This window comes from Paraburkholderia sp. BL18I3N2 (assembly GCF_003001875.1).
In the GTDB taxonomy this organism is placed as follows: domain Bacteria; phylum Pseudomonadota; class Gammaproteobacteria; order Burkholderiales; family Burkholderiaceae; genus Paraburkholderia; species Paraburkholderia phytofirmans.
Genome location: NZ_PVNC01000021.1, coordinates 98,213 through 122,240, shown reverse-complemented (window position 1 = coordinate 122,240; position 24,028 = coordinate 98,213). Strand labels below are relative to the sequence as shown.

The 24,028-nt window shown below is 62.6% G+C and carries 23 protein-coding genes; 16 read left to right on the top strand and 7 right to left on the bottom strand.

Annotation, left to right across the window (positions count from 1 at the left end):
* Together B0G75_RS34265 and fghA are read left to right on the top strand one after the other, a co-directional pair.
* Nucleotides 1–405 (top strand): zinc-binding dehydrogenase (locus tag B0G75_RS34265; protein WP_146142567.1); only part of this gene is annotated, 405 nt, incomplete at its 5' end.
* A 14-nt stretch (nt 406–419) separates the two neighbouring features.
* Complete coding sequence (fghA, locus tag B0G75_RS34260; protein WP_106314252.1) at nt 420–1,271, top strand: S-formylglutathione hydrolase; 852 nt, start codon at nt 420–422, stop codon at nt 1,269–1,271.
* 58 nt (nt 1,272–1,329) lie between these two features.
* Here fghA and B0G75_RS34255 read toward each other — a convergent pair whose 3' ends face one another.
* The 4 genes from B0G75_RS34255 to B0G75_RS34240 are packed head-to-tail and all read right to left on the bottom strand — an operon-like array spanning nt 1,330 to nt 4,565.
* The gene (locus B0G75_RS34255) at nt 1,330–2,112 is read right to left on the bottom strand and encodes a metal ABC transporter permease (protein WP_106314251.1); all 783 of its coding nucleotides are present in this window, start codon (nt 2,110–2,112) and stop codon (nt 1,330–1,332) included.
* The gene (locus B0G75_RS34250; protein ID WP_106314250.1) at nt 2,105–3,046 is read right to left on the bottom strand and encodes an ABC transporter ATP-binding protein; all 942 of its coding nucleotides are present in this window, start codon (nt 3,044–3,046) and stop codon (nt 2,105–2,107) included. Before B0G75_RS34250 ends, B0G75_RS34255 begins: the two co-directional genes overlap by 8 nt.
* Nucleotides 3,043–4,011, bottom strand: a complete 969-nt coding sequence (locus B0G75_RS34245) for a metal ABC transporter solute-binding protein (RefSeq protein ID WP_106314249.1) — start codon at nt 4,009–4,011, stop codon at nt 3,043–3,045. Before B0G75_RS34245 ends, B0G75_RS34250 begins: the two co-directional genes overlap by 4 nt.
* Before the next feature lie 59 nt (nt 4,012–4,070).
* Nucleotides 4,071–4,565, bottom strand: a complete 495-nt coding sequence (locus B0G75_RS34240; protein ID WP_106314248.1) for a Fur family transcriptional regulator — start codon at nt 4,563–4,565, stop codon at nt 4,071–4,073.
* A gap of 331 nt (nt 4,566–4,896) precedes the next feature.
* Here B0G75_RS34240 and B0G75_RS34235 point away from each other — a divergent pair, with 331 nt between their 5' ends.
* From B0G75_RS34235 to B0G75_RS34205, 7 genes are all read left to right on the top strand, one after another.
* Nucleotides 4,897–5,679, top strand: a complete 783-nt coding sequence (locus B0G75_RS34235) for an L-iditol 2-dehydrogenase (protein ID WP_106314247.1) — start codon at nt 4,897–4,899, stop codon at nt 5,677–5,679.
* A 72-nt stretch (nt 5,680–5,751) separates the two neighbouring features.
* Nucleotides 5,752–7,074 (top strand): sugar ABC transporter substrate-binding protein, encoded by a 1,323-nt coding sequence (locus tag B0G75_RS34230; protein WP_106314246.1) that lies wholly within the window; start codon nt 5,752–5,754, stop codon nt 7,072–7,074.
* 152 nt (nt 7,075–7,226) lie between these two features.
* A complete protein-coding gene (locus B0G75_RS34225) occupies nt 7,227–8,162 on the top strand; it encodes a carbohydrate ABC transporter permease (RefSeq protein WP_106314245.1) in 936 nt (311 codons plus the stop codon).
* Nucleotides 8,163–8,200: 38 nt separating this feature from the next.
* Nucleotides 8,201–9,034 carry a carbohydrate ABC transporter permease gene (locus B0G75_RS34220; RefSeq protein WP_258194831.1) on the top strand — a complete coding sequence of 278 codons (834 nt, stop codon included), beginning with the start codon at nt 8,201–8,203 and terminating at the stop codon, nt 9,032–9,034.
* Nucleotides 9,031–9,744 carry an HAD family phosphatase gene (locus B0G75_RS34215; protein WP_106314243.1) on the top strand — a complete coding sequence of 238 codons (714 nt, stop codon included), beginning with the start codon at nt 9,031–9,033 and terminating at the stop codon, nt 9,742–9,744. The genes B0G75_RS34220 and B0G75_RS34215 overlap by 4 nt, the downstream gene beginning before the upstream one ends.
* A gap of 105 nt (nt 9,745–9,849) precedes the next feature.
* Nucleotides 9,850–10,959, top strand: a complete 1,110-nt coding sequence (locus B0G75_RS34210; RefSeq protein WP_106314242.1) for an ABC transporter ATP-binding protein — start codon at nt 9,850–9,852, stop codon at nt 10,957–10,959.
* 57 nt (nt 10,960–11,016) lie between these two features.
* On the top strand, nt 11,017–11,313 hold the full coding sequence (locus B0G75_RS34205) for a DUF1330 domain-containing protein (protein WP_106314241.1): 297 nt from the start codon (nt 11,017–11,019) through the stop codon (nt 11,311–11,313).
* A gap of 25 nt (nt 11,314–11,338) precedes the next feature.
* On the opposite strand, the gene B0G75_RS34200 is transcribed toward B0G75_RS34205, so the two are convergent.
* The 3 genes from B0G75_RS34200 to dalD form a co-directional block, all read right to left on the bottom strand.
* On the bottom strand, nt 11,339–12,286 hold the full coding sequence (locus B0G75_RS34200) for a sugar-binding transcriptional regulator (protein ID WP_106314258.1): 948 nt from the start codon (nt 12,284–12,286) through the stop codon (nt 11,339–11,341).
* A gap of 90 nt (nt 12,287–12,376) precedes the next feature.
* Entirely contained in the window at nt 12,377–13,858 is a 1,482-nt protein-coding gene (gene xylB / locus B0G75_RS34195; protein WP_106314240.1) for a xylulokinase, read from the bottom strand.
* Between the two features lie 153 nt (nt 13,859–14,011).
* Complete coding sequence (gene dalD / locus B0G75_RS34190; RefSeq protein ID WP_106314239.1) at nt 14,012–15,424, bottom strand: D-arabinitol 4-dehydrogenase; 1,413 nt, start codon at nt 15,422–15,424, stop codon at nt 14,012–14,014.
* A gap of 383 nt (nt 15,425–15,807) precedes the next feature.
* Here dalD and B0G75_RS34185 point away from each other — a divergent pair, with 383 nt between their 5' ends.
* From B0G75_RS34185 to B0G75_RS34155, 7 genes are all read left to right on the top strand, one after another.
* Nucleotides 15,808–16,785, top strand: coding sequence for an AraC family transcriptional regulator (locus B0G75_RS34185; RefSeq protein ID WP_106314238.1), 978 nt, complete (start codon nt 15,808–15,810; stop codon nt 16,783–16,785).
* Nucleotides 16,786–16,898: 113 nt separating this feature from the next.
* Nucleotides 16,899–17,852, top strand: a complete 954-nt coding sequence (locus B0G75_RS34180; protein ID WP_106314237.1) for an ABC transporter substrate-binding protein — start codon at nt 16,899–16,901, stop codon at nt 17,850–17,852.
* A gap of 61 nt (nt 17,853–17,913) precedes the next feature.
* Nucleotides 17,914–19,434, top strand: coding sequence for a sugar ABC transporter ATP-binding protein (locus B0G75_RS34175; RefSeq protein ID WP_106314236.1), 1,521 nt, complete (start codon nt 17,914–17,916; stop codon nt 19,432–19,434).
* Nucleotides 19,421–20,425, top strand: a complete 1,005-nt coding sequence (locus B0G75_RS34170; RefSeq protein WP_106314235.1) for an ABC transporter permease — start codon at nt 19,421–19,423, stop codon at nt 20,423–20,425. The genes B0G75_RS34175 and B0G75_RS34170 overlap by 14 nt, the downstream gene beginning before the upstream one ends.
* A 37-nt stretch (nt 20,426–20,462) precedes the next feature.
* The gene (locus tag B0G75_RS34165; protein ID WP_012434194.1) at nt 20,463–21,560 is read left to right on the top strand and encodes an erythritol/L-threitol dehydrogenase; all 1,098 of its coding nucleotides are present in this window, start codon (nt 20,463–20,465) and stop codon (nt 21,558–21,560) included.
* A 46-nt stretch (nt 21,561–21,606) separates the two neighbouring features.
* Nucleotides 21,607–23,151 (top strand): FGGY-family carbohydrate kinase, encoded by a 1,545-nt coding sequence (locus B0G75_RS34160; RefSeq protein WP_106314234.1) that lies wholly within the window; start codon nt 21,607–21,609, stop codon nt 23,149–23,151.
* Complete coding sequence (locus tag B0G75_RS34155) at nt 23,148–23,885, top strand: SDR family oxidoreductase (protein ID WP_106314233.1); 738 nt, start codon at nt 23,148–23,150, stop codon at nt 23,883–23,885. The genes B0G75_RS34160 and B0G75_RS34155 overlap by 4 nt, the downstream gene beginning before the upstream one ends.
* Nucleotides 23,886–24,028: the final 143 nt, after the last annotated feature.

Here is a 24,028-nt window from a genome sequence, read left to right as displayed (position 1 = left end):
TTCATCAACCCGAACGAAGTCGAGAACGTGGTCGATCACATCGTGCAACTCACCGATGGCGGCGCGGACTATTCGTTCGAATGTATCGGCAACACCAAGGTGATGCGTCAGGCGCTCGAATGCACGCACAAGGGCTGGGGCCAGTCATTCATCATCGGCGTGGCGGCGGCGGGCGAAGAGATTAGCACGCGTCCGTTCCAGCTGGTGACGGGCCGCGAATGGAAAGGCTCGGCATTCGGCGGCGCGCGCGGCCGCACCGATGTGCCGAAGATCGTCGACTGGTACATGGAAGGCAAGATCAATATCGACGATCTGATTACGCACCGTCTGCCGCTCGAACGCATCAACGAGGGTTTCGATCTGATGAAGAAGGGCGAGTCGATCCGCTCGGTCGTGCTGTACTGAACCGGAGCTTCGTCATGCTCGAACTCTTGTCGTCGCACGCCTGTCATGGCGGCGAGCAGCGCATCTATCGGCACGACTCGCAGACCATTGGCCTGTCGATGCGGTTCTCCCTCTATCTGCCGCCGCAGGCCCTGCAGGCCAACGCGAACGTGCCCGCGCTGTTCTATCTCGCGGGTCTCACATGCACGGAAGAAACCTTTCCGGTCAAAGCCGGCGCGCAACGTTTCGCCGCGCAGCACGGCATTGCGTTGATCGCGCCGGATACGAGTCCGCGCGGCGCGGGCGTGCCGGGCGAAAGCGCGGCGTGGGACTTCGGCGTGGGCGCGGGCTTTTACGTCGATGCCACGCAGCAGCCGTGGGCGCAGCACTACCGGATGTACTCGTACGTGCGGGACGAACTGCGCGAAACGGTGCTCGCTAATCTGCCGGTGGACGGCGCGCGTCTGGGCGTCTTCGGGCATTCGATGGGCGGTCACGGCGCGTTGATGCTCGCGTTGCGCAATCCGGAGATTTATCGATCGGTGTCGGCGTTCGCGCCGATCGCCGCGCCGACGCGTTGCCCCTGGGGCGAGAAAGCGTTCAGCGGCTATCTGGGCGACGACCGCGAAGCGTGGAAACAGTACGACGCGAGCGAACTGGTCGCGCGTACGTCGCGCAAGTTCTCGGAAGGGATTCTGGTCGATCAGGGGCTCGCGGATCAGTTCCTCGCGGAGCAACTGAATCCGGATGTGTTCGAAGCCGCTTGCCAGACCGCAGGTCAACCGCTGACGTTGCGCCGTCATGCGGGTTACGACCACGGCTATTACTTCATCTCGACGTTCATCGAGGATCATCTCGCGCATCACGCGAAGGTACTGCTCGGCTGAGTCTCGCAGGACGACGACGGCGGTATGCAGATGCGACGCCGCCATCGTCCCTGAAGACTCAATGCCGTCTCAACAGACTCCCGCCGTACACCACCGCCGACAGCACGGTGATCCAGAAGCTCGTCGGCCAATCGGTATAGAACGCGAGCGTCAAACCGAGCCACGCCTGCAGCAGCGCGAATACCGCGGCGAGCACGAGACCCGCTGAAAGGCGCGTCGTCATGTTCTGCGCGGCGGCGGCCGGGCCGACCATCAGCGTGAACACCAGCAACACGCCTACGATCTGCGTGCACGCCGCCACGGCCAGCGCGGCGATTGCGAGAAACAGCACGGACACGAGGCGCAACGACACGCCCTTGGCTTCGGCCAGTTCCGGCTGCAACGAAGCGAACAGCAGCGGGCGCATGATCGCCGCGAGCGCCAGCAAACTCACGACGCCCAAACCCGCCAGTACGCCGAGCGTCGACGCATTCACGCCGAGCACGTTGCCGAACAGCAGCGCGGTGACCTGAGTCGCATACGCGATGAAAAAGTGCAGAAACAGCAAACCGAAACCGAGCGACAGCGAGAGGATCACGCCGATCGCCACGTCGCGTCCGGCGAGACGTTCGCCGAGCGCGCCCATGCCGACGCCCGCCGCGAGCGTGAAGCCGATCATCCCCCAGATCGGCGAGATGCCGATCAGCACCGCGCCGGTCGCGCCGGTAAAGCCGACGTGCGAGAGCGCGTGGCCCGCGAAGGTCTGTCCGCGCATCACCAGAAAATAGCCCACCACGCCGGCCAGCACCGCGACGATCCCCGACGCCGCGAATGCGTTCACCATGAAATCGTATTCAAACATCGTGCTTGTGTCCGTCGCGTGAGTCGTGCTGATGTGAGTGGCCGTGCGCGTGGCCGTGCGAATGGGAATGCGAGTGGCCGTGGCCGCCGTTCTCGTCGTGTTCGTGCTCGTGATCGTGCTTTTCCACTTCGACGTCGCCGGACATCACGAAGATGCGGCCATTCACGCGCATCACGTCGATCGGCGAGCCGTAGAGGCGCGACAGGACCGGCCGGGTGATCACTTCGTCGACGGTGCCGAGCGCCGCCACGCCGCTGCCGAGATACAGCACGCGATCGAGCGCGTGCAGCAGCGGATTCAATTCATGCGCCGAAAACAGCACGGCGATGCCGAGTTCCTGTTGCACGCGCCGTACCAGTTCGACCACGCTCTTCTGATGATGCGGATCGAGGCTGATCAACGGCTCGTCGAGCAAGAGCAGCTTCGGGTTGCCGAGCAGGCACTGCGCGAGCAACAGCCGCTGACGCTCGCCGCCCGACAGTTCCGACAACGGCCGCTCGGCCAGCTTGCGGCCGCCCACCAGATCCAGCACACGTTCGACATCGGCGCGCGTGGCCGCGTCCGCATGCGGCAAGCCCCAGCGATGGCCGTCGGCGGCCATCGCGACGAAATCGCGCCCACGCACGCGGCGTCCGGCCAGGGCACTGCGCGTCTGCGGCATGTAGCCGATCGACGCGTTGCCGCGCTCGACCGGTTGCCCCAGCACGCGGATCGCGCCGTGAGCGGCAGGCACGAGACCAAGGACGGCGCGCATCAGCGTTGTCTTGCCCGCGCCGTTGGGCCCGAGCACGCCGATAAATTCGCCCTGGTTCACCACGAAGCCGGTGTCGCGCAGAATCGTGCGGTCGCCGAGTTCGAGCGTGACGTGTTCGAGTTCGAGCACGGGTGCGGTGCTGGGCACACGCGCTGGCGCGCTGCGGCCAGTCTGGGTCATTGGGTTTTTCCTTTCGCGCCTGACGCCACAGCCGCATTGGCGCCGTTCGCATCGCCCGAGGCCAGCGCCGTGCCCAGCGCGTCGAGCTGCGTCAGCATCCACGTCTGATAGGTCTTGCCGGCCGGTTCGGTTTCGGTGACGCTCATGGTCGGCACCTTCGATTGCTGCGCGAGCTTCAACATGCGTGTGGTCAGGGCCTCGGTTGCCTGGCTGTTATAGATCAGAACACGGACGCGCTTTTCGCGCAGGTCGCGTTCGAACGCGGCGATATCGGCCGCGCTGGCTTCGGTGTCGTTCATGGTGGCGAGCTGGAAGCGCAGGTTGCGCATTGTCAGGCCCACCGCGTCGGACATGTAGCCGAACACCGGTTCGGTTGCCGTCACCGGCACGCCCGCGTAGCGGCCATGCAGCTCGGCGACCTTGGCGTCGACCGGTTTCAGCGAATCGAGAAACTTCGCGAGGTTCGCATCGTACGCCGACTTGTGCGCCGGGTCAGCCGCGACGAGCGCCTCGCTCACCGCGCGCGCCACTTTCGGCATAGTCGCCGGGTCGTACCAGAGGTGCGGATTGTCGCCGCCTTTCCTGCCGACGAGGTCGGCCGCGACGATCGTCACGCGCTTCGCGCCCTTCGACGCCGCCAGCAATTTTGCCATCCACGGATCGTAGTCGGCGCCGTTGTAGACCACAAGGCTCGCATGCTGCAACGCACGCGCGGTCTTCGGGCTCGCTTCGAACAGATGCGGGTCCTGGTCCGGATTGCTGAGGATGCTCGTCACGTCGACGCGATCGCCGCCGAGTTGCTGCACCACGTCGCCGTAAAAATTCTCTGCCGCGACCACTGGGATTTTTGCATCCGCGGCCATCGCGGCGTGGCCGAACGCGAAGACGGCGGCGCTTACCGCGACGTACTTCGACAGCTTCAGCGCACGCTGCGCCCCGTTCAACATCGAGCCGAATTTCTTCATTGTTGTGTCCTGCTGCGTGAGAGTTGAATGAACCACTGACGTTAGAAGGGGCGTGTGCGCTATGCCGGCTTCACGCCGGCTGAAGCACCCGCAGGCCGCGCCGCGCGGGCACACAGCGCGCATAGACCGCTCAGTTCGACCACCTGCCGATGCACCTCAAAGCCATGTGCCGGCGCGCTATGCGACAACTGTTCGGCGAGGTCGTCGCCGGGAATTTCGACGGTCGCGCCGCAGCCGTCGCACATCAAAAACTGGCTGCGGTGCGGCACGCCGACTTCGCAGCAGGCCACGAACGCGTTCTTCGATTCGATCCGATGCACGAAGCCATGCGCGAGTAGAAAATCCAGCGCGCGATATACGGTTGTCGGCGGCACACGACCGCGTGTTGGCTGGAGCGCATCCAGCAATTCATAAGCGCCGATCGGCCGCTCGCTGGCGACGATCGCCGCATACACCTGACGACGCAGCGGCGTCAGTGCGAGCCCGTGCAACGCGGCATGCGCTTCGGCATGCGCGAGGCGCGCGGCATGGTGTGCTGCAGTAGATGTAGCCATCGGCGCAGGCTCCTGACGAAATGGCAAGCAAGCGAAATCGCGACCCTTCGGCTTCGAAACGAAGCGAGGCCGCAATGATATAACGTATCTCGAGAATTTGTCAGCAGGGCGAGCAGAAAGCAGATTGGCTGTCTTCGATTTCTCGTACTAGTGTTGTTCGGGGCGGATGATTGGTGCCGGAATCCTGCCGCGCTGCACCATCGAAATCTGCTCGGGCGCCTTGACATGACCCGGTGCGTATCCGATCATTCGATCACTAACAGAGCAATTGTTCGCGCGATGAGCGTTCGCTCACCGCGCCTCAAGAAGCGAAACGAACCGGAGACGAGCAGTGGCGGCACGATTGCAAGACAAGGTGGCCATTCTGACGGGCGCGGCAAGCGGAATCGGTGAAGCCGTGGCGCGGCGATATCTGGACGAAGGCGCGCGTTGCGTGCTGGTCGACGTGAAGCCGGCCGACAGTTTCGGCGACTCACTGCGTGCCACCTACGGCGATCGCGTGCTGACTGTGAGCGCCGACGTCACGCGCCGTGAGGATATCCAGCGCATCGTGGCGAGCACGCTGGAGCGCTTCGGGCAGATCGACATTCTCTTCAACAACGCGGCGCTCTTCGACATGCGCCCGATCCTCGACGAATCCTGGGACGTGTTCGACCGCCTCTTCGCGGTCAACGTGAAGGGCATGTTCTTCCTGATGCAAGCCGTGGCGCAAAAGATGGTCGAGCAGGGCCACGGCGGCAAGATCATCAATATGTCGTCGCAAGCCGGGCGGCGCGGCGAGGCGCTCGTGTCGCACTACTGCGCGACCAAAGCGGCCGTGCTCAGCTACACGCAATCCGCGGCATTGGCGCTGGCGGCGCACAAGATCAATGTGAACGGCATCGCGCCGGGTGTCGTCGATACGCCGATGTGGAACGAAGTCGACGCGCTCTTCGCCCGCTATGAAAACCGCCCGCTCGGCGAGAAGAAACGCCTTGTCGGCGAAGCGGTGCCGCTCGGCCGCATGGGTGTGCCGGACGATCTGACCGGCGCCGCTCTGTTCCTCGCGTCGGCGGATGCAGACTACATCACCGCGCAAACCCTGAACGTCGACGGCGGCAACTGGATGAGCTGAATCCGCGCCGTCCATCGTCATTTTCGTAGAACAAACGCTGCACTACATAACGTACGAGAAAGGAGACAACACATGAAGCCAGCTCTCAAATCCACGCTAAAGGCGGTCACTGCCGGCGCTGTCGCATGCTTTGCATTGAGCGCGTCGGCCGCGACGGTGACGATCGCCACGCTGAACAATCCGGACATGATCGAGTTGAAGAAGCTCTCGCCCGAATTCGAAAAGGCGAATCCGGACATCAAGCTGAACTGGGTGATTCTCGAAGAAAACGTGCTGCGTCAGCGCGCCACGACCGACATCACGACAGGCAGCGGCCAGTTCGACGTGATGACGATCGGCGCGTACGAAACGCCGCAATGGGGCAAGCGCGGCTGGCTCACGCCGCTCACGAACCTGCCCGCTGATTACGATCTGAACGACGTCGTGAAGACGGCCCGCGACGGCCTCTCGAACGGCGGCCAGCTGTACGCGCTGCCGTTCTATGTCGAAAGCTCGATGACGTATTACCGCAAGGACCTGTTCGCGGCCAAGGGGCTGAAGATGCCCGATCAGCCGACCTACGACCAGATCGCGCAATTCGCCGACAAGCTCACGGACAAAGCCAACGGCATTTACGGCATCTGTCTGCGCGGCAAGGCGGGCTGGGGCGAGAACATGGCCTACGGCACGACGGTGGTGAATACCTTCGGCGGCCGCTGGTTCGACGAGAAGTGGAACGCGCAGCTCACCTCGCCGGAATGGAAAAAAGCGATGACCTTCTACGTCGATCTGCTGAAGAAGGACGGCCCTCCGGGAGCAAGTTCGAACGGCTTCAACGAGAACCTCACGCTGATGTCGTCCGGCAAGTGCGGCATGTGGATCGACGCCACGGTTGCGGCCGGCATGCTCTACAACAAGCAGCAATCGCAGATCGCCGACAAGGTCGGTTTCGCTGCAGCGCCGGTGGCGGTCACGCCGAAGGGTTCACATTGGCTGTGGGCCTGGGCGCTGGCAATTCCGAAGTCGTCGAAGCAGCCTGACGCGGCGAAGAAGTTCATCACGTGGGCCACGTCGAAGCAGTACATCGAACTGGTCGCGAAGGACGAAGGCTGGGCCTCGGTGCCGCCGGGAACGCGTAAATCCACCTACGCGCGCGCTGAATACAAGCAGGCGGCGCCGTTCGGCGACTTCGTGCTGAAAGCGATCGAAACGGCGGATCCGGAGCATCCGACGCTCAAGCCGGTGCCGTACACCGGTGTGCAGTTCGTCGGGATTCCTGAGTTCCAGTCGTTCGGCACCGTGGTCGGTCAGAGCATCTCCGGCGCGATTGCCGGTCAGATGACGATCGATCAGGCGCTGGCAGCCGGCAACGCCACCGCGGATCGCGCGGTGAAGCAGGCCGGCTACCAGAAGTAAGCCACGGTCGTTACGTGGCACGCGCCGGCTGACGCCCGTCAGCCGGCTTACGCGGCACAGCGGGCCTTTCCGCCACACGTGCGCCGCGACATCGCACGGTGTCGTCGCGGCTTCGGGCGGCGGTCCGCGCATTACCGAACAGGTGGTCAATCATGCGTCCTCTGCGCCTACCTATCATGCATGCCCATCCCCAGACAGAAAAAGAACGCGAAATCCGCAAAGCCAATTCCGCTCGCTGGCTAGCCACGCCTTCGGTCGCGGTACTCGTGCTGTGGATGGCGATTCCGCTTGCGATGACGATCTGGTTTTCGTTCTCGCGTTACAACCTGTTGAATCCGGATCTGAAAGGCTTCGCGGGTTTCGACAACTATAAATATCTTGCCAGCGATCCGTCGTTCGGCCCTTCGATCGGTCACACGCTCGAACTGATCGTCTCGGTCCTCGTGATCACGGTGGTCGGCGGCGTGCTGATGGCGATACTGTTCGACCGCAAGTTCTACGGCCAGGGGATCGCGCGGCTGCTCGCCATCGCGCCGTTCTTCGTGATGCCGACCGTGAGCGCGCTGATCTGGAAGAACATGATCCTGCATCCGGTGTATGGCCTGATCGCGCAAGGCATGCGCGCCATGGGCATGACACCGATCGACTGGTTCGCGGAATATCCGCTGACGGCCGTGATCATGATCGTTGCGTGGCAGTGGCTGCCCTTTGCCTTCCTGATTCTGTTCACGGCGATCCAGTCGCTCGATCAGGAGCAGAAGGAGGCGGCGCGTATCGACGGAGCAGGTCCGTTCTCGATGTTCTTCTACATCACGCTGCCTCACCTGAAGCGGGCGATTGCGGTGGTGGTGATGATGGAGACGATTTTCCTGCTGTCGATCTTCGCCGAAATCTACACGACCACGGGCGGCGGTCCGGGCACCGCGACCACCAACCTGTCGTACCTGATCTATTCGCTGGGCCTGCAACAGTTCGACGTCGGTCTCGCTTCGGCGGGCGGCATTCTCGCTGTCGTGCTGGCCAATATCGTGTCGTTCTTCCTGGTGCGGATGCTAGCGAAGAACCTGAAAGGGGAGTACGAAAAATGAGCCACGTTGCCTCTACCCCGGTGTCGAACCAGACTGCCATGACGGTCCCGGCGAAGTCGCCGTTCGCCGCGATCCGACGCGGCATTCCCGGCGTGATCGCCTGGTTCGTCGCCCTGCTGCTGTTCTTTCCGATCTTCTGGATGACGATCACCGCATTCAAGACGGAGCAGCAAGCCTATGCGTCGTCGCTGTTTTTCATCCCGACGCTCGATAGCTTTCGCGAGGTGTTCGCGCGCAGCAATTACTTTTCGTTCGCGTGGAATTCGATACTGATCTCCGCGGGCGTGACGATTCTGTGCCTGATACTCGCCGTGCCGGCCGCGTATGCGATGGCGTTCTTCCCCACCCGGCGCACGCAGAAAGTGCTGCTGTGGATGTTGTCGACCAAGATGATGCCGTCGGTCGGCGTGCTGGTGCCGATCTATCTGCTGTGGAAAAACAGCGGTCTGCTGGATTCGGTGTCGGGTCTCGTGATCGTCTACACGCTGATCAATTTACCGATCGCGGTATGGATGTCGTTCACGTACTTCGCCGAAATTCCGCGTGACATTCTCGAAGCCGGCCGGATCGACGGCGCCGCGACGTGGCAGGAAATCGTCTATCTGCTGATGCCGATGTCGCTGCCTGGGCTCGCATCGACGGCGCTCCTGCTCGTGATCCTTTCGTGGAACGAAGCGTTCTGGAGCATCAACCTGTCGAGTTCGAACGCCGCGCCGCTGACCGTGTTTATCGCTTCGTATTCGAGTCCTGAGGGTCTCTTCTGGGCCAAGCTGTCCGCCGCTTCGCTGCTGGCGGTCGCGCCGATCCTGATCGTCGGCTGGCTGTCGCAGAAGCAACTGGTGCGCGGCCTTACCTTCGGGGCGGTCAAATGACGGCAGGCACGAGTGCAAGCACGCTCGCCGGCAATTTCGCGCTGATCTGCGATTGCGACGGCGTGCTGATCGACAGCGAAGCCGTGGCGGCGCGCATGCTGGTGCACGAACTCGAAGCGCGCTGGCCCGACACCGACGTCGAACCGGTCGTGCTGCCGCTGCTCGGACTGCGCATCGAGAAAGTGCTGCAAGGCACCGCGGCACAGCTCGGCAAAAGCCTCAGCGACGAGGATATCGATTCGATCCGGCAAGCTGTGGAAGCGGCGGCGATGCAGGCGCCGACGGTCGAAGGCATCGAAGCCGCGCTCGCTCAGGTGCCGCTCACGAAAGGCTGCGCGAGCAACAGCTTTCGCCCGTATGTGGAAACGGTGCTGACGCGCACGGGCCTCGTGAGATTTTTCGGCGACCGTCTGTTCTGCGCCGACGCGGTGCCGAATCCGAAGCCCGCGCCCGACGTCTATCTGGCGGCGGCCAAGGGTCTCGGACTCGCGCCCTCGGCGTGCCTCGTGGTAGAGGACAGCGTCACGGGTGTGACCGCGGCAAGCGCGGCTGGCATGACGGTGCTCGGTTTCATCGGCGGCGGTCACGCGAGCGACGCGCAGATCGACAAGCTGCATGCAGCCGGCGCGCGTCACGTCTTCGACGACATGCAGCAGCTGCCGGAGTTGGTCGCGCAATGGACGCTGAGTGCGACGGCCGCCGCGCCATAAGCGGCGGCATCGAAAGCGGATCAATGTAGCCGCCTGAGCGTCTCAAACAACTCAGGCAACCGAAATATCGGACAAGCAACACATAGCATTACACGGAGACACATCATGGCAAGCGTAACTCTGCGCAACATCAGGAAGGCGTACGACGAAAACGAAGTGATGCGCGACATCAACCTCGATATCGCGGACGGCGAGTTCGTCGTGTTCGTGGGCCCGAGCGGTTGCGGTAAATCAACGCTGATGCGGATGATCGCCGGCCTCGAAGATATCAGCGGCGGCGATCTGACCATCGACGGCATGCGCGTGAACGACGTGGCGCCCGCCAAGCGCGGCATCGCGATGGTGTTCCAGTCGTACGCGCTGTATCCGCACATGACGCTGTATGACAACATGGCGTTCGGCCTGAAACTCGCCGGCACCAAGAAGCCGGAAATCGACGCCGCCGTGCGCAACGCCGCGAAGATCCTGCACATCGACCATTTGCTCGATCGCAAGCCGAAGCAGTTATCGGGCGGCCAGCGTCAGCGCGTGGCGATCGGCCGCGCGATCACGCGCAAGCCGAAGGTGTTCCTGTTCGACGAACCGCTGTCGAATCTCGACGCTGCCTTGCGCGTGAAAATGCGCCTCGAATTCGCGCGTCTGCATGACGAACTGAAGACCACGATGATCTACGTGACGCACGATCAGGTCGAGGCCATGACGCTGGCGGACAAGATCGTGGTGCTGTCGGCGGGCAATCTGGAGCAGGTCGGCAGCCCGACCATGCTGTATCACGCGCCGGCCAACCGTTTCGTCGCGGGATTCATCGGTTCGCCGAAGATGAACTTCATGGAAGGCGTGGTGCAGTCGGTCACGCATGACGGCGTCACGGTGCGCTACGAAACCGGCGAGACGCAGCGCGTCGCGGTGGAACCGGCCGCGGTGAAGCAGGGCGACAAGGTGACGGTCGGCATTCGCCCCGAGCATCTGCACGTAGGCATGGCCGACGACGGCGTCTCGGCCCGCACGATGGCTGTCGAGTCTCTTGGCGACGCAGCCTATCTGTACGCGGAATCGAGCGTCGCTCCGGACGGACTGATCGCGCGCATTCCGCCGCTCGAACGTCATACGAAAGGCGAGACGCAAAAACTCGGCGCGACGCCGGAGCACTGCCATCTGTTCGACAGCGCAGGGAAAGCATTCCAGCGTAAGATCGTCGAAGTGCTGGCCGCGTGACGATTGGGAAAGCGGCGGGCGCGCCGCTTTCCTTTCAACCACGCCCCGGAAACGCTCATGGCCGCCTACGTCGTCATTACGCGCGAGAAAACGCTCGACCCCGCGAAGCTGGATGCATACAAACAGGTTGCACCTGCAACCTTCGAGCAGCATCCGGTCATGATGCTGGCGAGCCACGGCCGCAAGGAAGTCGTGGAAGGTCCGCCGATCGACGAAATTCTGATCCTCGAGTTCGCCAGCTACGACGAAGCGATTGCCTGGTATCGCAGCCCGGAGTATCAGGCCGTCAGCGAAACACGTCTGCAGGGCGGGGAATACCGGATCATCATCACCGAGGGCCTGACGGCGATGTAGGGCGGCATTTCCGCAGCCCGCCCGCTTACGCCTCGAGCGCGGCTCTCGCGCATGATTCGTCGGTCACCAATCCCGACAGCCAGCCGCCTTTGAGCACCGCGATCAGCGCTTCACGCTTGCGCTGCCCGCCGGCGAAAGCGATGGTCGGGCGCTGCGGCGGCGAGTCGAGCGCGATGCTCGTGACGCGCCGGCCGGTCGGCGATTCGACGTGCGCGCCGGCTGCATCGATCGGCAGTCCGAGCATTTCAGCCACTGCGCCGTTCTGCATCAGTTCTTTCACTTCCGCCGACGTAATGAAGCCGTCTTCGAGCAGCGGACATTTCGGCCCGATATTGCCGATGCCCACAAACGCCACGTCGGCCTGCGCCGATAGCGACTCGACAATCCGATAAAGCCGGTGATTGCACCACTGCGCGCGTTCCGCTTCGCTATCGGCGAGCAGCGGCGCGGGCAGCAGAAAATGCTTGCCGCCCGTCTTCTCCGAAATGTGCAGCGCGACGTCATAGCGGTTCGAGGAGCCGTCCTGGGCGATCGCTCCGACCATCGATACCAGCCGGTGCTGCGGACGGTCCAGCTGTGCGATCTGATCGACGGCGGCCTTCAAGGTCCGGCCGCTGCTCACCGCGACCACCATCGGTTTTTCCTCGCCGAGATAGCGCTCCATCACCTGCGCGCCGGCCACCGCCAGTTTGCGATCGACCTCATCCGACGTATCGCTGTCGATGGGCACCACTTCGCACATGCTCAGACCGTAGCGCTTGGACAGTTGATCGGCGAGGGCGAGGCAGTCCGCCAGCTTGTGATCGACGCGCACGCGAATCAGATTCTTTTCGACCGCGAAGGCGACCAGCCGTTGCGCGACCGGGCGCGATACCTGGAGCTTCTCGGCGATCTCGTTCTGGGTGTTGCCGGCAACGTAATAGAGCCACGCGGCGCGGGTAGCAAGATCTAATTTTTCTGTGGACTTGGGCACGGTGACGGTTCGCTTGAAGTGCGCCGATGATAGCAGCCGGTCTTCGCGCTTCAACTAACCCTGGCGCGGAAACCGGCCGCGGATTGCCGGTCAGGCAAGCGGTTGCCGCGCGGGGTCGAACAACGGCCGCACGTGACGGTAAAGCGCGCGATACGCTTCGAGCCGCGCGCGCAGTTCGGCATGGCGGCGCGGGTTCGGCGTGAACTCCTTGGCGATCGGCGGCTTGGTCAGCACGGTGGCCGGATCGCCGCCGGCGGCCAGCCAGCCGAGGCGTGCCGCGCCGAGCGCCGCGCCGGTCTCGCCACCGCCGTGCTTGCGGGTGGCGGTGTCGAGTGCGTCGGCGAGCAGTTGGGCCCAGTAGTCGCTGCGGGCGCCGCCGCCGAGCAGCGACAGCGCTTTCGCTTCGGTGCCGGCCGCGCGCAGCGCGTCGAGGCCGTCGGTGAGCGCAAGCGTGACGCCTTCGAGCACCGCGTAGCCGAGCAACGCGCGATCCGTTGCGTGCGTCATGCCGAAGAACACGCCTTGCGCATACGGGTCGTTGTGCGGCGTGCGTTCGCCTGACAGATAGGGCAGGAAGAGCGGCGCGGTGTTCAACGCGTCTGCGGGGAGCGCCTCGATTTCGGCGAGCAGGGTCGGTTCGTCGGTGGAAGTCAGCTTGCAGACCCAACGCAGACAACTCGCGGCGGAGAGCACCACGCTCATCTGATGCCAGCGATCCGGAATCGCGTGACAGAACGCGTGCACCGCCGAAGCGGGATTCGGCCGGAAGCTGTCGCCGACCACGCACAGCACGCCCGACGTGCCGAGCGAGACGAAGCCGTCGCCAGGTTGCGTCGCGCCGATGCCGATCGCGCTGGTGGCGTTATCGCCCCCGCCGGCCGCCACGATTACGCCGTCGCTCAGGCCGAATTCATGCGCGACCGAGGGCAGCAGCGTGCCGGATGGCTCGCTGCCTTCGGCGAGGCTCGGCATCTGCGCGCGCGACATATTGCAGGCTGCGAGCAGCGAGTCCGACCAGTCGCGTTTGGCGACATCGAGCCACAGCGTGCCGGCCGCATCGGATGGATCGGACACCTTGCCGCCGGTCAGTTGCAGGCGCAAGTAATCTTTCGGCAGCAACACACAGGCGGTCTGCGCAAAGATCTCGGGTTCGTGGCGCGCGACCCACAGCAGCTTCGGCGCGGTGAAACCGGGCATGGCGAGATTGCCGGCCACGCTGTGCAACTCGGGCGCGCGCTCGGTCAGTTCCGCGCATTCCTTGTCGCTGCGCATGTCGTTCCACAGGATCGCGGGACGCAGCACGCGGTCCTGCGCGTCCAGCAGCACGGCGCCGTGCATCTGACCCGACAGGCCGATGCCGCGAATCTGCGCGAACTCGTCGGGATGTTTGGCGCGCAACGCGGCGAGCGCGATACGCGTGCCGGCCCACCAATCTTCGGGATTCTGCTCGGCCCAGCGCTGATGCGGGCGCGAAACGGTGAATGGTGAGCCTGCGGTGCCGATCACGCGTCCGTCGGAGGCGAGCAGCAGAACTTTCACTTCGGACGTGCCGAGGTCGATGCCGAGATACATGGGCGCGGAACCTTCGTCGTTGGAGATGCGCTACTTTAGCCGCACATGGCGCGCGGTGCCATGCGCATTAAGCCTGGCTGTGCCGGGCGTGGCACCTGCGCGCTTCTATGCCGCGCGGTGCGCGGCCCTTATGAATCATCAAGTCAGCGGCGTTCAAACCGCGCCGCGTTTGGTGAGCCATACATCGACGCGCGCCAGGGCGCCTTCCAGCGCCGATTCCAGTTCCGGCGTCTGCGCCATGCTGCCCCACAGCAGACGGTCGGCGGCGAACGCTTTCAATGGATCGGGCGCCTCGAAGAAAGCACGCGCGACACGCTCATCCATCACGCCGTCCTGATATGCGTAGGGCAACTCGCCGGCGTTCCAGCGATCGAGAAAACGGAAGAACAGCGCCGGCAACATGGCCGTCGCCGCGGGCGTGACGCCGCGCTCGAAACACTCCGACAACGTCGGTGCGATAAATCCGGGCAGCTTCGAAAAGCCGTCCGCCGCGACGCGCTGGTTCGTGTCCTGGATATAAGGATTGCTGAAGCGCTCGAGCACCACGTCGCGATAGCGTTCGAGATCGAGCGGACTCGGCGTCAGGCACGGAATCACGTCTTCGGTCACGTATTCGTAGGCGAATTTGTTGATGTCCGCGTCGAGCGTGCCTTCGTGAATATAGTTCAACCCGACCAGCGTGCCCGCCCAGGCGATGCAGCTATGCGTCGCGTTGAGAATGCGGATCTTCGCCTCTTCGTACGGCATCACCGAGTCGACCAGTTCCGCGCCGACTTTTTCCCATGCCGGGCGTCCGGCGATGAAGTTGTCTTCGATCACCCATTGGATGAACGCTTCGCCCATCACCGGAACGGCGTCGTCGACACCGGTGGCGGCCTTGACACGCTCGCGCACGTCCGGCATGGGACGCGGTGTGATGCGGTCGACCATCGAACTCGGACTGGCGGTGTTGTCATCGAACCATTGCGCCAGTTCGAGCGCGCCGCGTCGTTCGAGAAACTCGCTCATGCCGGCATGGAAGCGCTCGCCGTTGCTGCGCAGATTGTCGCAAGTCTGCAGCGTGACCGGGCCCGCGCCGGCTTTCATGCGCGCGTCGAGAATCGCGGCCAGCGCGCCGTAGATGGTGGTGTGGCCGCCTTTGAGGTCGGCCGCGAGATCGGGGTTGGCGGTGTCGAGCTCGTCCTGCTCGTCGAGGTAATAGCCGCCTTCGGTGACGGTGAATGCGATGATCTTGCAGGCCGGGTCGGCGCCCGCTTCGATCAGCGCGTCGAGACTTTCGGTCCACGGCACCACGCGCTCGATCGAACGAATCGTCTCGTAGGCGCGCTCACCTTGAGGCGTGACGGTCTCGAGCGTATAGACGCCGTTTTGCGCGGCGAGCGCTTCGAGCACCGCGTTCATGTCGCTGCGGATATTGCCGACCGTCAGCGACCAGTGCGGCTCGCCCGCTACGTTGGCCTCGTTCAATCGATGGAGATACCACGCCTGATGCGCGCGATGAAACGATCCCGCGCCGATGTGCAGGATCACGTGTGCGGCCGCGCCGCTGTCTTGCCCGCTGTTCATGTGCGTCTCCTGAATGTCCTTGCTCGCACGGCTAGTAGCGTGCGTTTCTTCTTGGGTTGGAGCATTTGCTCTGCATGTGAGCGAATGATCGTACCCGGCGAAACGAAAGTCAAGGCGACGAAGTACGGTTTTTTGTGGCGCAGCGCCGCGCAGCGCGGCTTTTCAGCGCGATGGGCAGTCCGCCGCAGCGTGATGGACGCGTGTTGCGGAGCGTATTGCATTGCATCAAATTTGACACCGGCCGCGCCAGGACTAACCCGAATGCAAAAAAGTATCGGTCCGCGGTTTCATTTCTAGTGGTGAATAGCGCGCCGGAAGACTACTTTTGCTATACAAGACGAAGACTAGCGGCGCACGAGGCGGCCGCTTCATGGAGACAGACAGTGCAACCCGATCTCGAACTCGTGGCCGTACGTCGTGACGAATCGTTCAAAGTATGGTCGCACGGCTATCCGTACCGTACGGTGCGCTGGCACTTTCATCCGGAATACGAAATTCATCTGATCGTCGCGACGACCGGCAAGATGTTCGTCGGCGATCACATCAGCAGCTACACGCCCGGCAACCTCGTGTTGATGGGGCCGAACCTGCCGCACAACTGGGTGAGCGATGTGCCGGAGGGCGAGACCATCGCGCAGCGCAATCTGGTCGTGCAATTCGGGCAGGAGTTCGTGTCGGGCTGCATGGACAGTTTTCCGGAGTGGCGTCAGGTCGAAGCGCTGCTTGCCGATTCGCGCCGCGGCATCTCGTTCGGCGCGAAAACGAGCGCGGCGATCCAGCCGCTGTTCCTCGAATTGCTGGCGGCGCGCGGCCTGCGCCGGCTGGTTCTGTTCATGTCGATGCTCGAAATCCTGATGAACGCCGAGGATCGCGAGACGCTCGCGAGTCCGGCTTATCAGGCCGATCCAACCAGTTTCGCGTCGACGCGCATCAATCACGTGCTCTCGTATATCGGCAAAAACCTCGCGAACGAATTGCGCGAATCGGACCTTGCGCAGCTCGCGGGCCAGAGCGTCAGCGCGTTTTCGCGTTATTTCCGCCGTCATACCGGGCTGCCGTTCGTACAGTACGTGAACCGCATGCGGATCAATCTCGCGTGCCAGTTGCTCACCGACGACGACCTTAGCGTGACGGATATCTGTTTCAAGGCGGGCTTTAACAACCTGTCGAATTTCAACCGGCAGTTTCTCGCGGTGAAGGGCATGGCGCCTTCGAAATTCCGCCACTATCAGCAATTGAACGACGCGAGTCGCGACGCCTCGGAAGAAGCCGCCGCCCGCGGCGTGGGTATCGACGACGCCCCCGCCATCGTGCTCGCGCCGGGTCTGCCGCGCAGCGCCGCCGCTTATCCACCGACGTAGTCCCAAGCCCAGGCTTTCCGCCGAAGCGTTTTATTTCACCTGCGTTTCAACACGTATCGCGCTGTCCCACGACAGCGTGAGGGACGTGCTCACTTTCAATAATGGAGACAACCATGACGCAATCCCTTTCGAAGCCAACCTCGTTGAAGACCTTCGCACACAGCACGGCGGCACTGGCGACGCTCGCCTTCGGCTTGTCGTTCATCGCCGCGCCGGCTGCGCAAGCCGCGCCGTTGAAAATCGGCATGACGTTTCAGGAGCTGAACAACCCGTACTTCGTGACGATGCAAAAAGCGCTTAACGATGCGGCTGCTTCCACCGGCGCGACGGTTGTCGTGACCGACGCGCACCACGATGTCAGCAAGCAGGTCAGCGACGTGGAAGACATGCTGCAGAAGAAGATCGACATCCTGCTCGTGAATCCGACCGATTCGACCGGCATCCAGTCCGCGGTGACCTCGGCGAAGAAAGCGGGCGTGGTGGTGGTCGCCGTCGATGCGAACGCCAACGGTCCGGTCGATTCGTTCGTCGGTTCGAAGAACTACGACGCGGGCGAGATGGCTTGCGAGTATCTGGCGAAGTCGATCGGCGGCAGCGGCGAAGTGGCGATTCTCGACGGCATTCCGGTCGTGCCGATTCTTGAACGCGTGCGCGGCTGCAAGGCGGCGCTCGCGAAAGCGCCAGGCGTGAAGCTCGTGGATACGCAGAACGGTAAGCAGGAACGTGCGACTGCGTTGTCCGTCACCGAGAACATGATTCAGGCGCACCCGAATTTGAAGGGCGTGTTCAGCGTGAACGACGGCGGCTCGATGGGCGCGCTCTCGGCAATCGAATCGTCGGGCAAGGACATCAAGCTGACCAGCGTCGACGGCGCGCCGGAAGCGATTGCCGCGATCCAGAAGCCGAATTCGAAGTTCGTCGAAACGTCCGCGCAATTCCCGGCTGACCAGGTGCGCATTGCACTCGGCATTGCGCTCGCCAAGAAGTGGGGCGCCAATGTGCCGAAGACCATTCCTGTCGACGTGAAGATGATCGACAAGAGCAATGCCAAGGGTTTCAGTTGGTAAGCCGAATGTCCGTTGTCGGGTTGAGCAAAAAGCACGGCAACGGACAGAAGAGGAGGACCCGATGGACACGATACTCAAGCTCGACAACATCACCAAAAGTTTTCCAGGGGTGAAGGCGCTGCAAAGCATTCATCTGGAAATCGCGCGCGGCGAGATTCACGCGTTGCTTGGCGAAAACGGCGCCGGCAAATCGACGCTGATGAAAATCCTGTGCGGCATCTATCAGCCGGACGAAGGCACGATCACGATTGAAGGCGAGGCGCGTCATTTCGCCAACTATCACGATGCGGTGGCTGCCGGCGTCGGCATCGTGTTTCAGGAGTTCAGCCTTATTCCGTATCTGAACGCGGTGGAGAACATGTTTCTCGGCCGCGAATTGAAGAACGGCTTGGGCCTGCTCGAACGCGGCAAGATGCGGCGCGCGGCGGCGGCGATTTTTCAGCGCCTCGGCGTGACGATCGATCTGTCGGTGCCGATTCGCGAACTCTCGGTCGCGCAGCAGCAGTTCGTCGAAATCGGCAAGGCGCTCTCGCTGGAGGCGCGCATTCTGATTCTGGACGAACCCACCGCCACGCTCACGCCCGCCGAAGCCGAGCATCTGTTCGCGATCATGCGCGAGCTGAAGCAGCAGGGCGTCGCGATGATTTTCATCTCGCACCACCTCGAAGAGATTTTCGAGGTGTGCGACCGCATTACCGTTCTGCGCGATGGCCAGTACGTCGGCATGACCGAGGTTGCGCAATCCAATGTGGGGCATCTGGTGGAAATGATGGTGGGGCGCCGCATAGAAAACAGCTTTCCGCCGAAGCCGCCGCTGCGTGCCGACGCGAAGATCGTGCTCCATGTCGACAAACTGCAATTGCTCAAGGACAGCCCCGTGCTGAGCTTCACGCTGCGTGAAGGAGAAATTCTCGGCTTCGCGGGACTGGTCGGCTCGGGGCGCACGGAAACCGCGCTCGCCGTGATCGGCGCGGATCCCGCTTACGTGAAGGAGATTCGCATCAACGGCGCGGTGGCGAAGTTATCCGATCCCGCTGACGCGTTGCGCGCCGGCGTCGGCATTCTGCCCGAGAGCCGCAAGACCGAAGGCCTGATCACCGATTTCTCGATCAAGCAGAACATCTCGATCAACAACCTCGGCAAGTATCGCTCGTTGCGTTTCTTCATCGACCAGCGCAGTGAAGCGCGCGCGACCGCGGACATCATGAAACGCGTGGGCGTCAAAGCACCGACCATGCATACGGAAGTCGCGACACTCTCTGGCGGCAATCAGCAGAAAGTAGTGATCGCGCGCTGGCTGAATCACCACACCAACATCCTGATCTTCGACGAACCGACGCGCGGCATCGACGTGGGCGCCAAAGCCGAAATCTATCTGCTGATGCGCGAACTCACCGCGCGCGGCTACTCGATCATCATGATCTCGTCCGAACTGCCGGAGATCGTCGGCATGTGCGACCGCGTCGCCGTGTTCCGGCAGGGCCGCATCGAAGCGATGCTCGAAGGCGACGCGATCGACTCGAACGCCGTGATGACCTATGCAACTGCCGGCTCTCGTGGAGCAACACATGAACACGCCTAATCCTTCTTCACCCAAGACCTCCACTGTCAGCAGCGATACGCCGGGAGCACCGGTGCGTTTCACGTGGGCCGCATTGAAACGCTCCACGCTGTTCTATCCGTTCATCGGCTTGCTGGTGGTCTGCATCGTGATGGTGTTCGCGAGCGACAGTTTTCTGTCCGGGGCGAACATCGAGAACGTGCTGCGCCAGGTGTCGATCAACGCGATCATCGCCGTCGGGATGACGTGCGTGATTTTGACCGGCGGTATCGATCTCTCCGTTGGCTCCGTCATGGCGCTGGCGGGCACGCTCGCCGCGGGTTTGATGGTGGCCGGCATGAACGCGATCGCTGCGCTCGCGATCGGTGTCGCGGTCGGCCTCGGCTTCGGCGCGGCTAACTGTTTCTTCGTGGCGTTTGCCGGCATGCCGCCGATCATCGTCACGCTCGCGACGATGGGCATCGCACGCGGCCTCGCGCTGATCTACACGGGCGGCTATCCGATCGACGGCTTGCCGGACTGGGTGAGCTTTTTCGGCAGCGGCAAGATTCTCGGCGTGCAGGCGCCCGTCGTGATCATGGCGGTGATCTATGTGATCGCGTGGGTGCTGCTGGAGCGCATGCCGTTCGGCCGCTACGTTTATGCGATTGGCGGCAACGAACAGGCCACGCGTCTGTCCGGCGTGCGCGTGGCGCGCGTCAAGCTGATCGTCTACACGATTGCCGGTTTGACGTCCGCCTTCGCCGCCATTGTGTTGACCGCGCGTTTGATGAGCGGGCAGCCGAACGCCGGCGTCGGCTTCGAACTGGACGCCATCGCCGCCGTGGTGATGGGCGGCACGTCGATCTCCGGCGGCCGCGGCTCGATCATCGGCACGTTGATCGGCGCGCTGCTGCTCGGTGTGCTGAACAACGGGCTGAACATGGTCGGCGTGAATCCGTATGTGCAGAACGTGATCAAGGGCGGAATCATTTTGCTCGCGATTTACATCAGCCGCGACCGCAGAAAGTAACTCTTCAACGACTTCCACTTTTAAGCAGGACCATGCAATGACGACTCAATCCACAGACCACGACCAGCAGAACATGACAGCCATCGTCTGTCATGCACCGAAAGACTATCGCGTCGAACAGGTGTCGAAGCCTCGCGCGGGCGCGCACGAACTGGTGATCCGCATTGCCGCGTGTGGGATTTGCGCGAGCGACTGCAAATGTCATTCGGGCGCGAAGATGTTCTGGGGCGGCCCGAGCCCGTGGGTGAAAGCGCCGGTGATTCCGGGCCACGAGTTCTTCGGTTTCGTGGAAGAAATCGGCGAAGGCGCGGCCGATCACTTCGGCGTGAAGATGGGCGACCGCGTGATTGCCGAACAGATCGTGCCGTGCGGCAAATGCCGCTATTGCAAATCCGGTCAGTACTGGATGTGCGAGGTACACAACATCTTCGGCTTCCAGCGCGAAGTCGCCGATGGAGGCATGGCCGAATACATGCGTATTCCGCCGACGGCGATTGTCCACAAGATTCCCGACGGCATTTCGCTGGAAGACGCCGCGATCATCGAGCCGCTCGCCTGCGCGATTCACACGGTCAACCGTGGCGAAGTGCAACTCGACGACGTCGTGGTGATCGCCGGCGCCGGTCCGCTCGGTTTGATGATGACGCAAATCGCGCATCTGAAAACGCCGAAGAAACTGGTGGTGATCGATCTCGTCGAAGAGCGCCTCGCACTTGCCCGCGAGTACGGCGCCGACGTGACGATCAACCCGAAACAGGACGACGCGCTGGCAATCATCCATTCGCTCACGGACGGTTACGGCTGCGATGTGTATATTGAAACCACAGGTGCGCCGATCGGCGTGAATCAGGGCATGGACCTGATTCGCAAGCTCGGGCGGTTCGTTGAGTTTTCGGTGTTCGGCGCGGATACGACGCTGGATTGGTCGGTGATCGGCGATCGTAAGGAACTCGACGTGCGCGGCGCGCATCTCGGGCCGTATTGCTATCCGATCGCGATCGATCTGCTGGCGCGCGGGCTGGTTACATCGAAAGGCATTGTCACGCACGGCTTTTCGCTGGAAGAATGGGACGAGGCGATCAAGATCGCCAACTCGCTCGATTCGATCAAGGTGTTGCTGAAACCGCGCGCCTGAGCGTCGAACGCGGTCGGAGTACGAGCGGCATCTAAACGGAGACAGTATGGATTACGTCATCGGCGTCGATATCGGCACGCAGAGCACCAAGGCGCTGCTGGTCGATCAGCACGGCGCGATCGTCGCGCAGCATGCGTCGAGCTATCAGCCGGATACGCCCAAGCCGCTGTGGGCCGAACAATGGCCCGCGGTCTGGTTGAAGGCGGTGGTGGAGTGTATCGCTGCATGCGTTGCCAAGGCCAAGGAGGCGGGCGTCGCGGCGAAGTCGATTAAAGCTGTGTGCGTGAGCAGCCTGTACGGCGGCTCCGGCATTCCGGTGGATAGCGAGATGCGGCCGCTCTATCCCTGTTTGATCTGGATGGATCGGCGCGCCACCGAGCAGGTCGAATGGGTGCGCAACAACGTCGATCTCGAACGGCTCTATACGATCACCGGTAACGGCGTGGATAGCTATTACGGCTACACGAAAATGCTGTGGCTGCGCGATCACGAACCGGACGTGTGGTCGCATACGCGTTATTTCCTGCCGCCGAATGCGTACGTGATCTACATGCTGACTGGCGAGGTTGCGGTCGATCATAGTTCGGCGGGCAATATCGGCGGCATCTACGACATTGGCAAACGCGACTGGTCCGACGAAGCGCTCGACATGCTCGGCATTCCCGCGACGATGATGCCGGAGCGGTTGGTCGAATCGTCGGATGTGGTAGGCGGCTTGCTGTCGCAGTGGGTCGAGCAGCTTGGCCTCGACGCGGGCACGGCGATCGTCGCGGGTGGCGTGGACGCCGCAGTGGCGACGTTTGCGGCCGGCGTCACGCGCGCCGGGCAACACGTCGCGATGATCGGCACGAGCATGTGCTGGGGCTATATCAACCAGAGCGTCGACGCGCGGCATGGGTTGATCAGCATGCCGCATGTGTTCAACGGGCAGCGCGATATTTATGTGTTCGGCGGGGCGATTACGGCGGGCGCGTCGGTGACCTGGTATCGCGAGCAGTTCTGTCATGCGGAGATCGCGGCCGCGCGCGCGACGCCGCATGGCGATCCGCATCGCTTGCTGGAAGAGTCGGCCGAGAAGGTGCCGGCCGGCTCGGATGGCGTGATGTTCCTGCCGTATCTGATGGGCGAGCGCAGTCCGGTGTGGGATGCCAAGGCGAGCGGTGCGTTCGTCGGGCTGAGCCTGTTTCATACGCGGGCGCACTTGTATCGCGCGGTGCTGGAGGGCGTCACGTTCGCGTTGAAGCACAACATCGAAGCGGGACGCAAAGGCGCGCAGTCGCTGGACGACAAACTGATCGTGGTGGGCGGCGCCGCGCATTCGGATTTGTGGATGCAGATTATCGCGGACGTCACCGGGTATCCGGTTTATACCATCGAGCAGGACGTGGAGGCGGCGATGGGGGCTGCTTTGCTGGCGGGCGTCGGTGTTGGACTGGTGTCGCGTGAAGAGGCGCAGAGTGGCTGGGTCACGCTGGTTGAACGCGCGGAGCCGAACGCACAACGGATGGCGTTGTATGAGCAACGGTTCGGCGTTTATACGGATTTGTATCCGGCGTTGAAGCCGGTCATGCATCGGTTGCAGACATCATGAATGCTACTTTTGATTTTTCTGGTCGCTCGATTCTTGTGACGGGTGCTTCGAGTGGGATTGGACGTGCGACGGTTGAGGCGTTGTGTGCGTCGGGCGCGAATGTGGTGGCTGCCGCGCGTAATGTGAATGAGCTTGCGCGGTTAGCGGAGGAGACGGGTTGCGAGCCTTTAGTGCTTGATGTGAGCGATGAAGCGGCTATCGATGACGCGTTGGGTTCGCTCGATGTGTTCGATGGGCTCGTGAATTGCGCGGGAATTGCGTTGCTTGAACGTGCAGTGGATACGACGGGTGCTAGTTTTGATCGGGTGATGGCGGTGAACGCGCGGGGCGCTGTGCTGGTGGCCAAACATGTGGCGCGGGGGATGATCGATGCCCAACGCGGTGGCAGTATTGTTAATGTTTCCAGCCAGGCTGCGCTTGTCGCGTTGGATGATCATTTGAGTTATTCGGCTTCCAAGGCTGCGCTTGATGCTGTTACACGGGCTCTGTGTGTTGAGTTGGGGCCGTTCGGGATTCGGGTTAATAGCGTGAATCCTACGGTTACGTTGACGCCTATGGCGGTGCTGGCCTGGAGTGATCCGGTTAAGCGGGATCCTGCGCTTAAGGCTATTCCGTTGCGGCGGTTTGCTGAGTCTGCTGAGGTTGCGGTGCCGATTTTGTTTTTGTTGAGTGAGGGGGCTTCTATGATTAGTGGGGTTTGTTTGGCTGTCGATGGGGGGTATACGGCTAGGTGAGCGGTTCTTTGCGCTTGTGGTGGGGTGTTTGTCTGTCTGTGATCCTAAGTTTTTGGCCTTTTCTTGATTTGTTTGTGGTCTATTAGCGTTGCCCCTGTGCGGGGCGGCACTTACTTCTCTTTGCCGGCCGCAAAGAGAAGTAA

Bases quoted from the DNA above. Each gene is read 5' to 3' on its own strand.
- fghA (WP_106314252.1), top strand. From the start codon at position 420: ATGCTCGAACTCTTGTCGTCGCACGCCTGTCATGGCGGCGAGCAGCGC.
- B0G75_RS34255 (WP_106314251.1), bottom strand. From the start codon at position 2,112: ATGTTTGAATACGATTTCATGGTGAACGCATTCGCGGCGTCGGGGATC.
- B0G75_RS34250 (WP_106314250.1), bottom strand. From the start codon at position 3,046: ATGACCCAGACTGGCCGCAGCGCGCCAGCGCGTGTGCCCAGCACCGCA.
- B0G75_RS34245 (WP_106314249.1), bottom strand. From the start codon at position 4,011: ATGAAGAAATTCGGCTCGATGTTGAACGGGGCGCAGCGTGCGCTGAAG.
- B0G75_RS34240 (WP_106314248.1), bottom strand. From the start codon at position 4,565: ATGGCTACATCTACTGCAGCACACCATGCCGCGCGCCTCGCGCATGCC.
- B0G75_RS34230 (WP_106314246.1), top strand. From the start codon at position 5,752: ATGAAGCCAGCTCTCAAATCCACGCTAAAGGCGGTCACTGCCGGCGCT.
- B0G75_RS34225 (WP_106314245.1), top strand. From the start codon at position 7,227: ATGCGTCCTCTGCGCCTACCTATCATGCATGCCCATCCCCAGACAGAA.
- B0G75_RS34220 (WP_258194831.1), top strand. From the start codon at position 8,201: ATGACGGTCCCGGCGAAGTCGCCGTTCGCCGCGATCCGACGCGGCATT.
- B0G75_RS34215 (WP_106314243.1), top strand. From the start codon at position 9,031: ATGACGGCAGGCACGAGTGCAAGCACGCTCGCCGGCAATTTCGCGCTG.
- B0G75_RS34210 (WP_106314242.1), top strand. From the start codon at position 9,850: ATGGCAAGCGTAACTCTGCGCAACATCAGGAAGGCGTACGACGAAAAC.
- B0G75_RS34205 (WP_106314241.1), top strand. From the start codon at position 11,017: ATGGCCGCCTACGTCGTCATTACGCGCGAGAAAACGCTCGACCCCGCG.
- xylB (WP_106314240.1), bottom strand. From the start codon at position 13,858: ATGTATCTCGGCATCGACCTCGGCACGTCCGAAGTGAAAGTTCTGCTG.
- dalD (WP_106314239.1), bottom strand. From the start codon at position 15,424: ATGAACAGCGGGCAAGACAGCGGCGCGGCCGCACACGTGATCCTGCAC.
- B0G75_RS34180 (WP_106314237.1), top strand. From the start codon at position 16,899: ATGACGCAATCCCTTTCGAAGCCAACCTCGTTGAAGACCTTCGCACAC.
- B0G75_RS34175 (WP_106314236.1), top strand. From the start codon at position 17,914: ATGGACACGATACTCAAGCTCGACAACATCACCAAAAGTTTTCCAGGG.
- B0G75_RS34170 (WP_106314235.1), top strand. From the start codon at position 19,421: ATGAACACGCCTAATCCTTCTTCACCCAAGACCTCCACTGTCAGCAGC.
- B0G75_RS34165 (WP_012434194.1), top strand. From the start codon at position 20,463: ATGACGACTCAATCCACAGACCACGACCAGCAGAACATGACAGCCATC.
- B0G75_RS34160 (WP_106314234.1), top strand. From the start codon at position 21,607: ATGGATTACGTCATCGGCGTCGATATCGGCACGCAGAGCACCAAGGCG.
- B0G75_RS34155 (WP_106314233.1), top strand. From the start codon at position 23,148: ATGAATGCTACTTTTGATTTTTCTGGTCGCTCGATTCTTGTGACGGGT.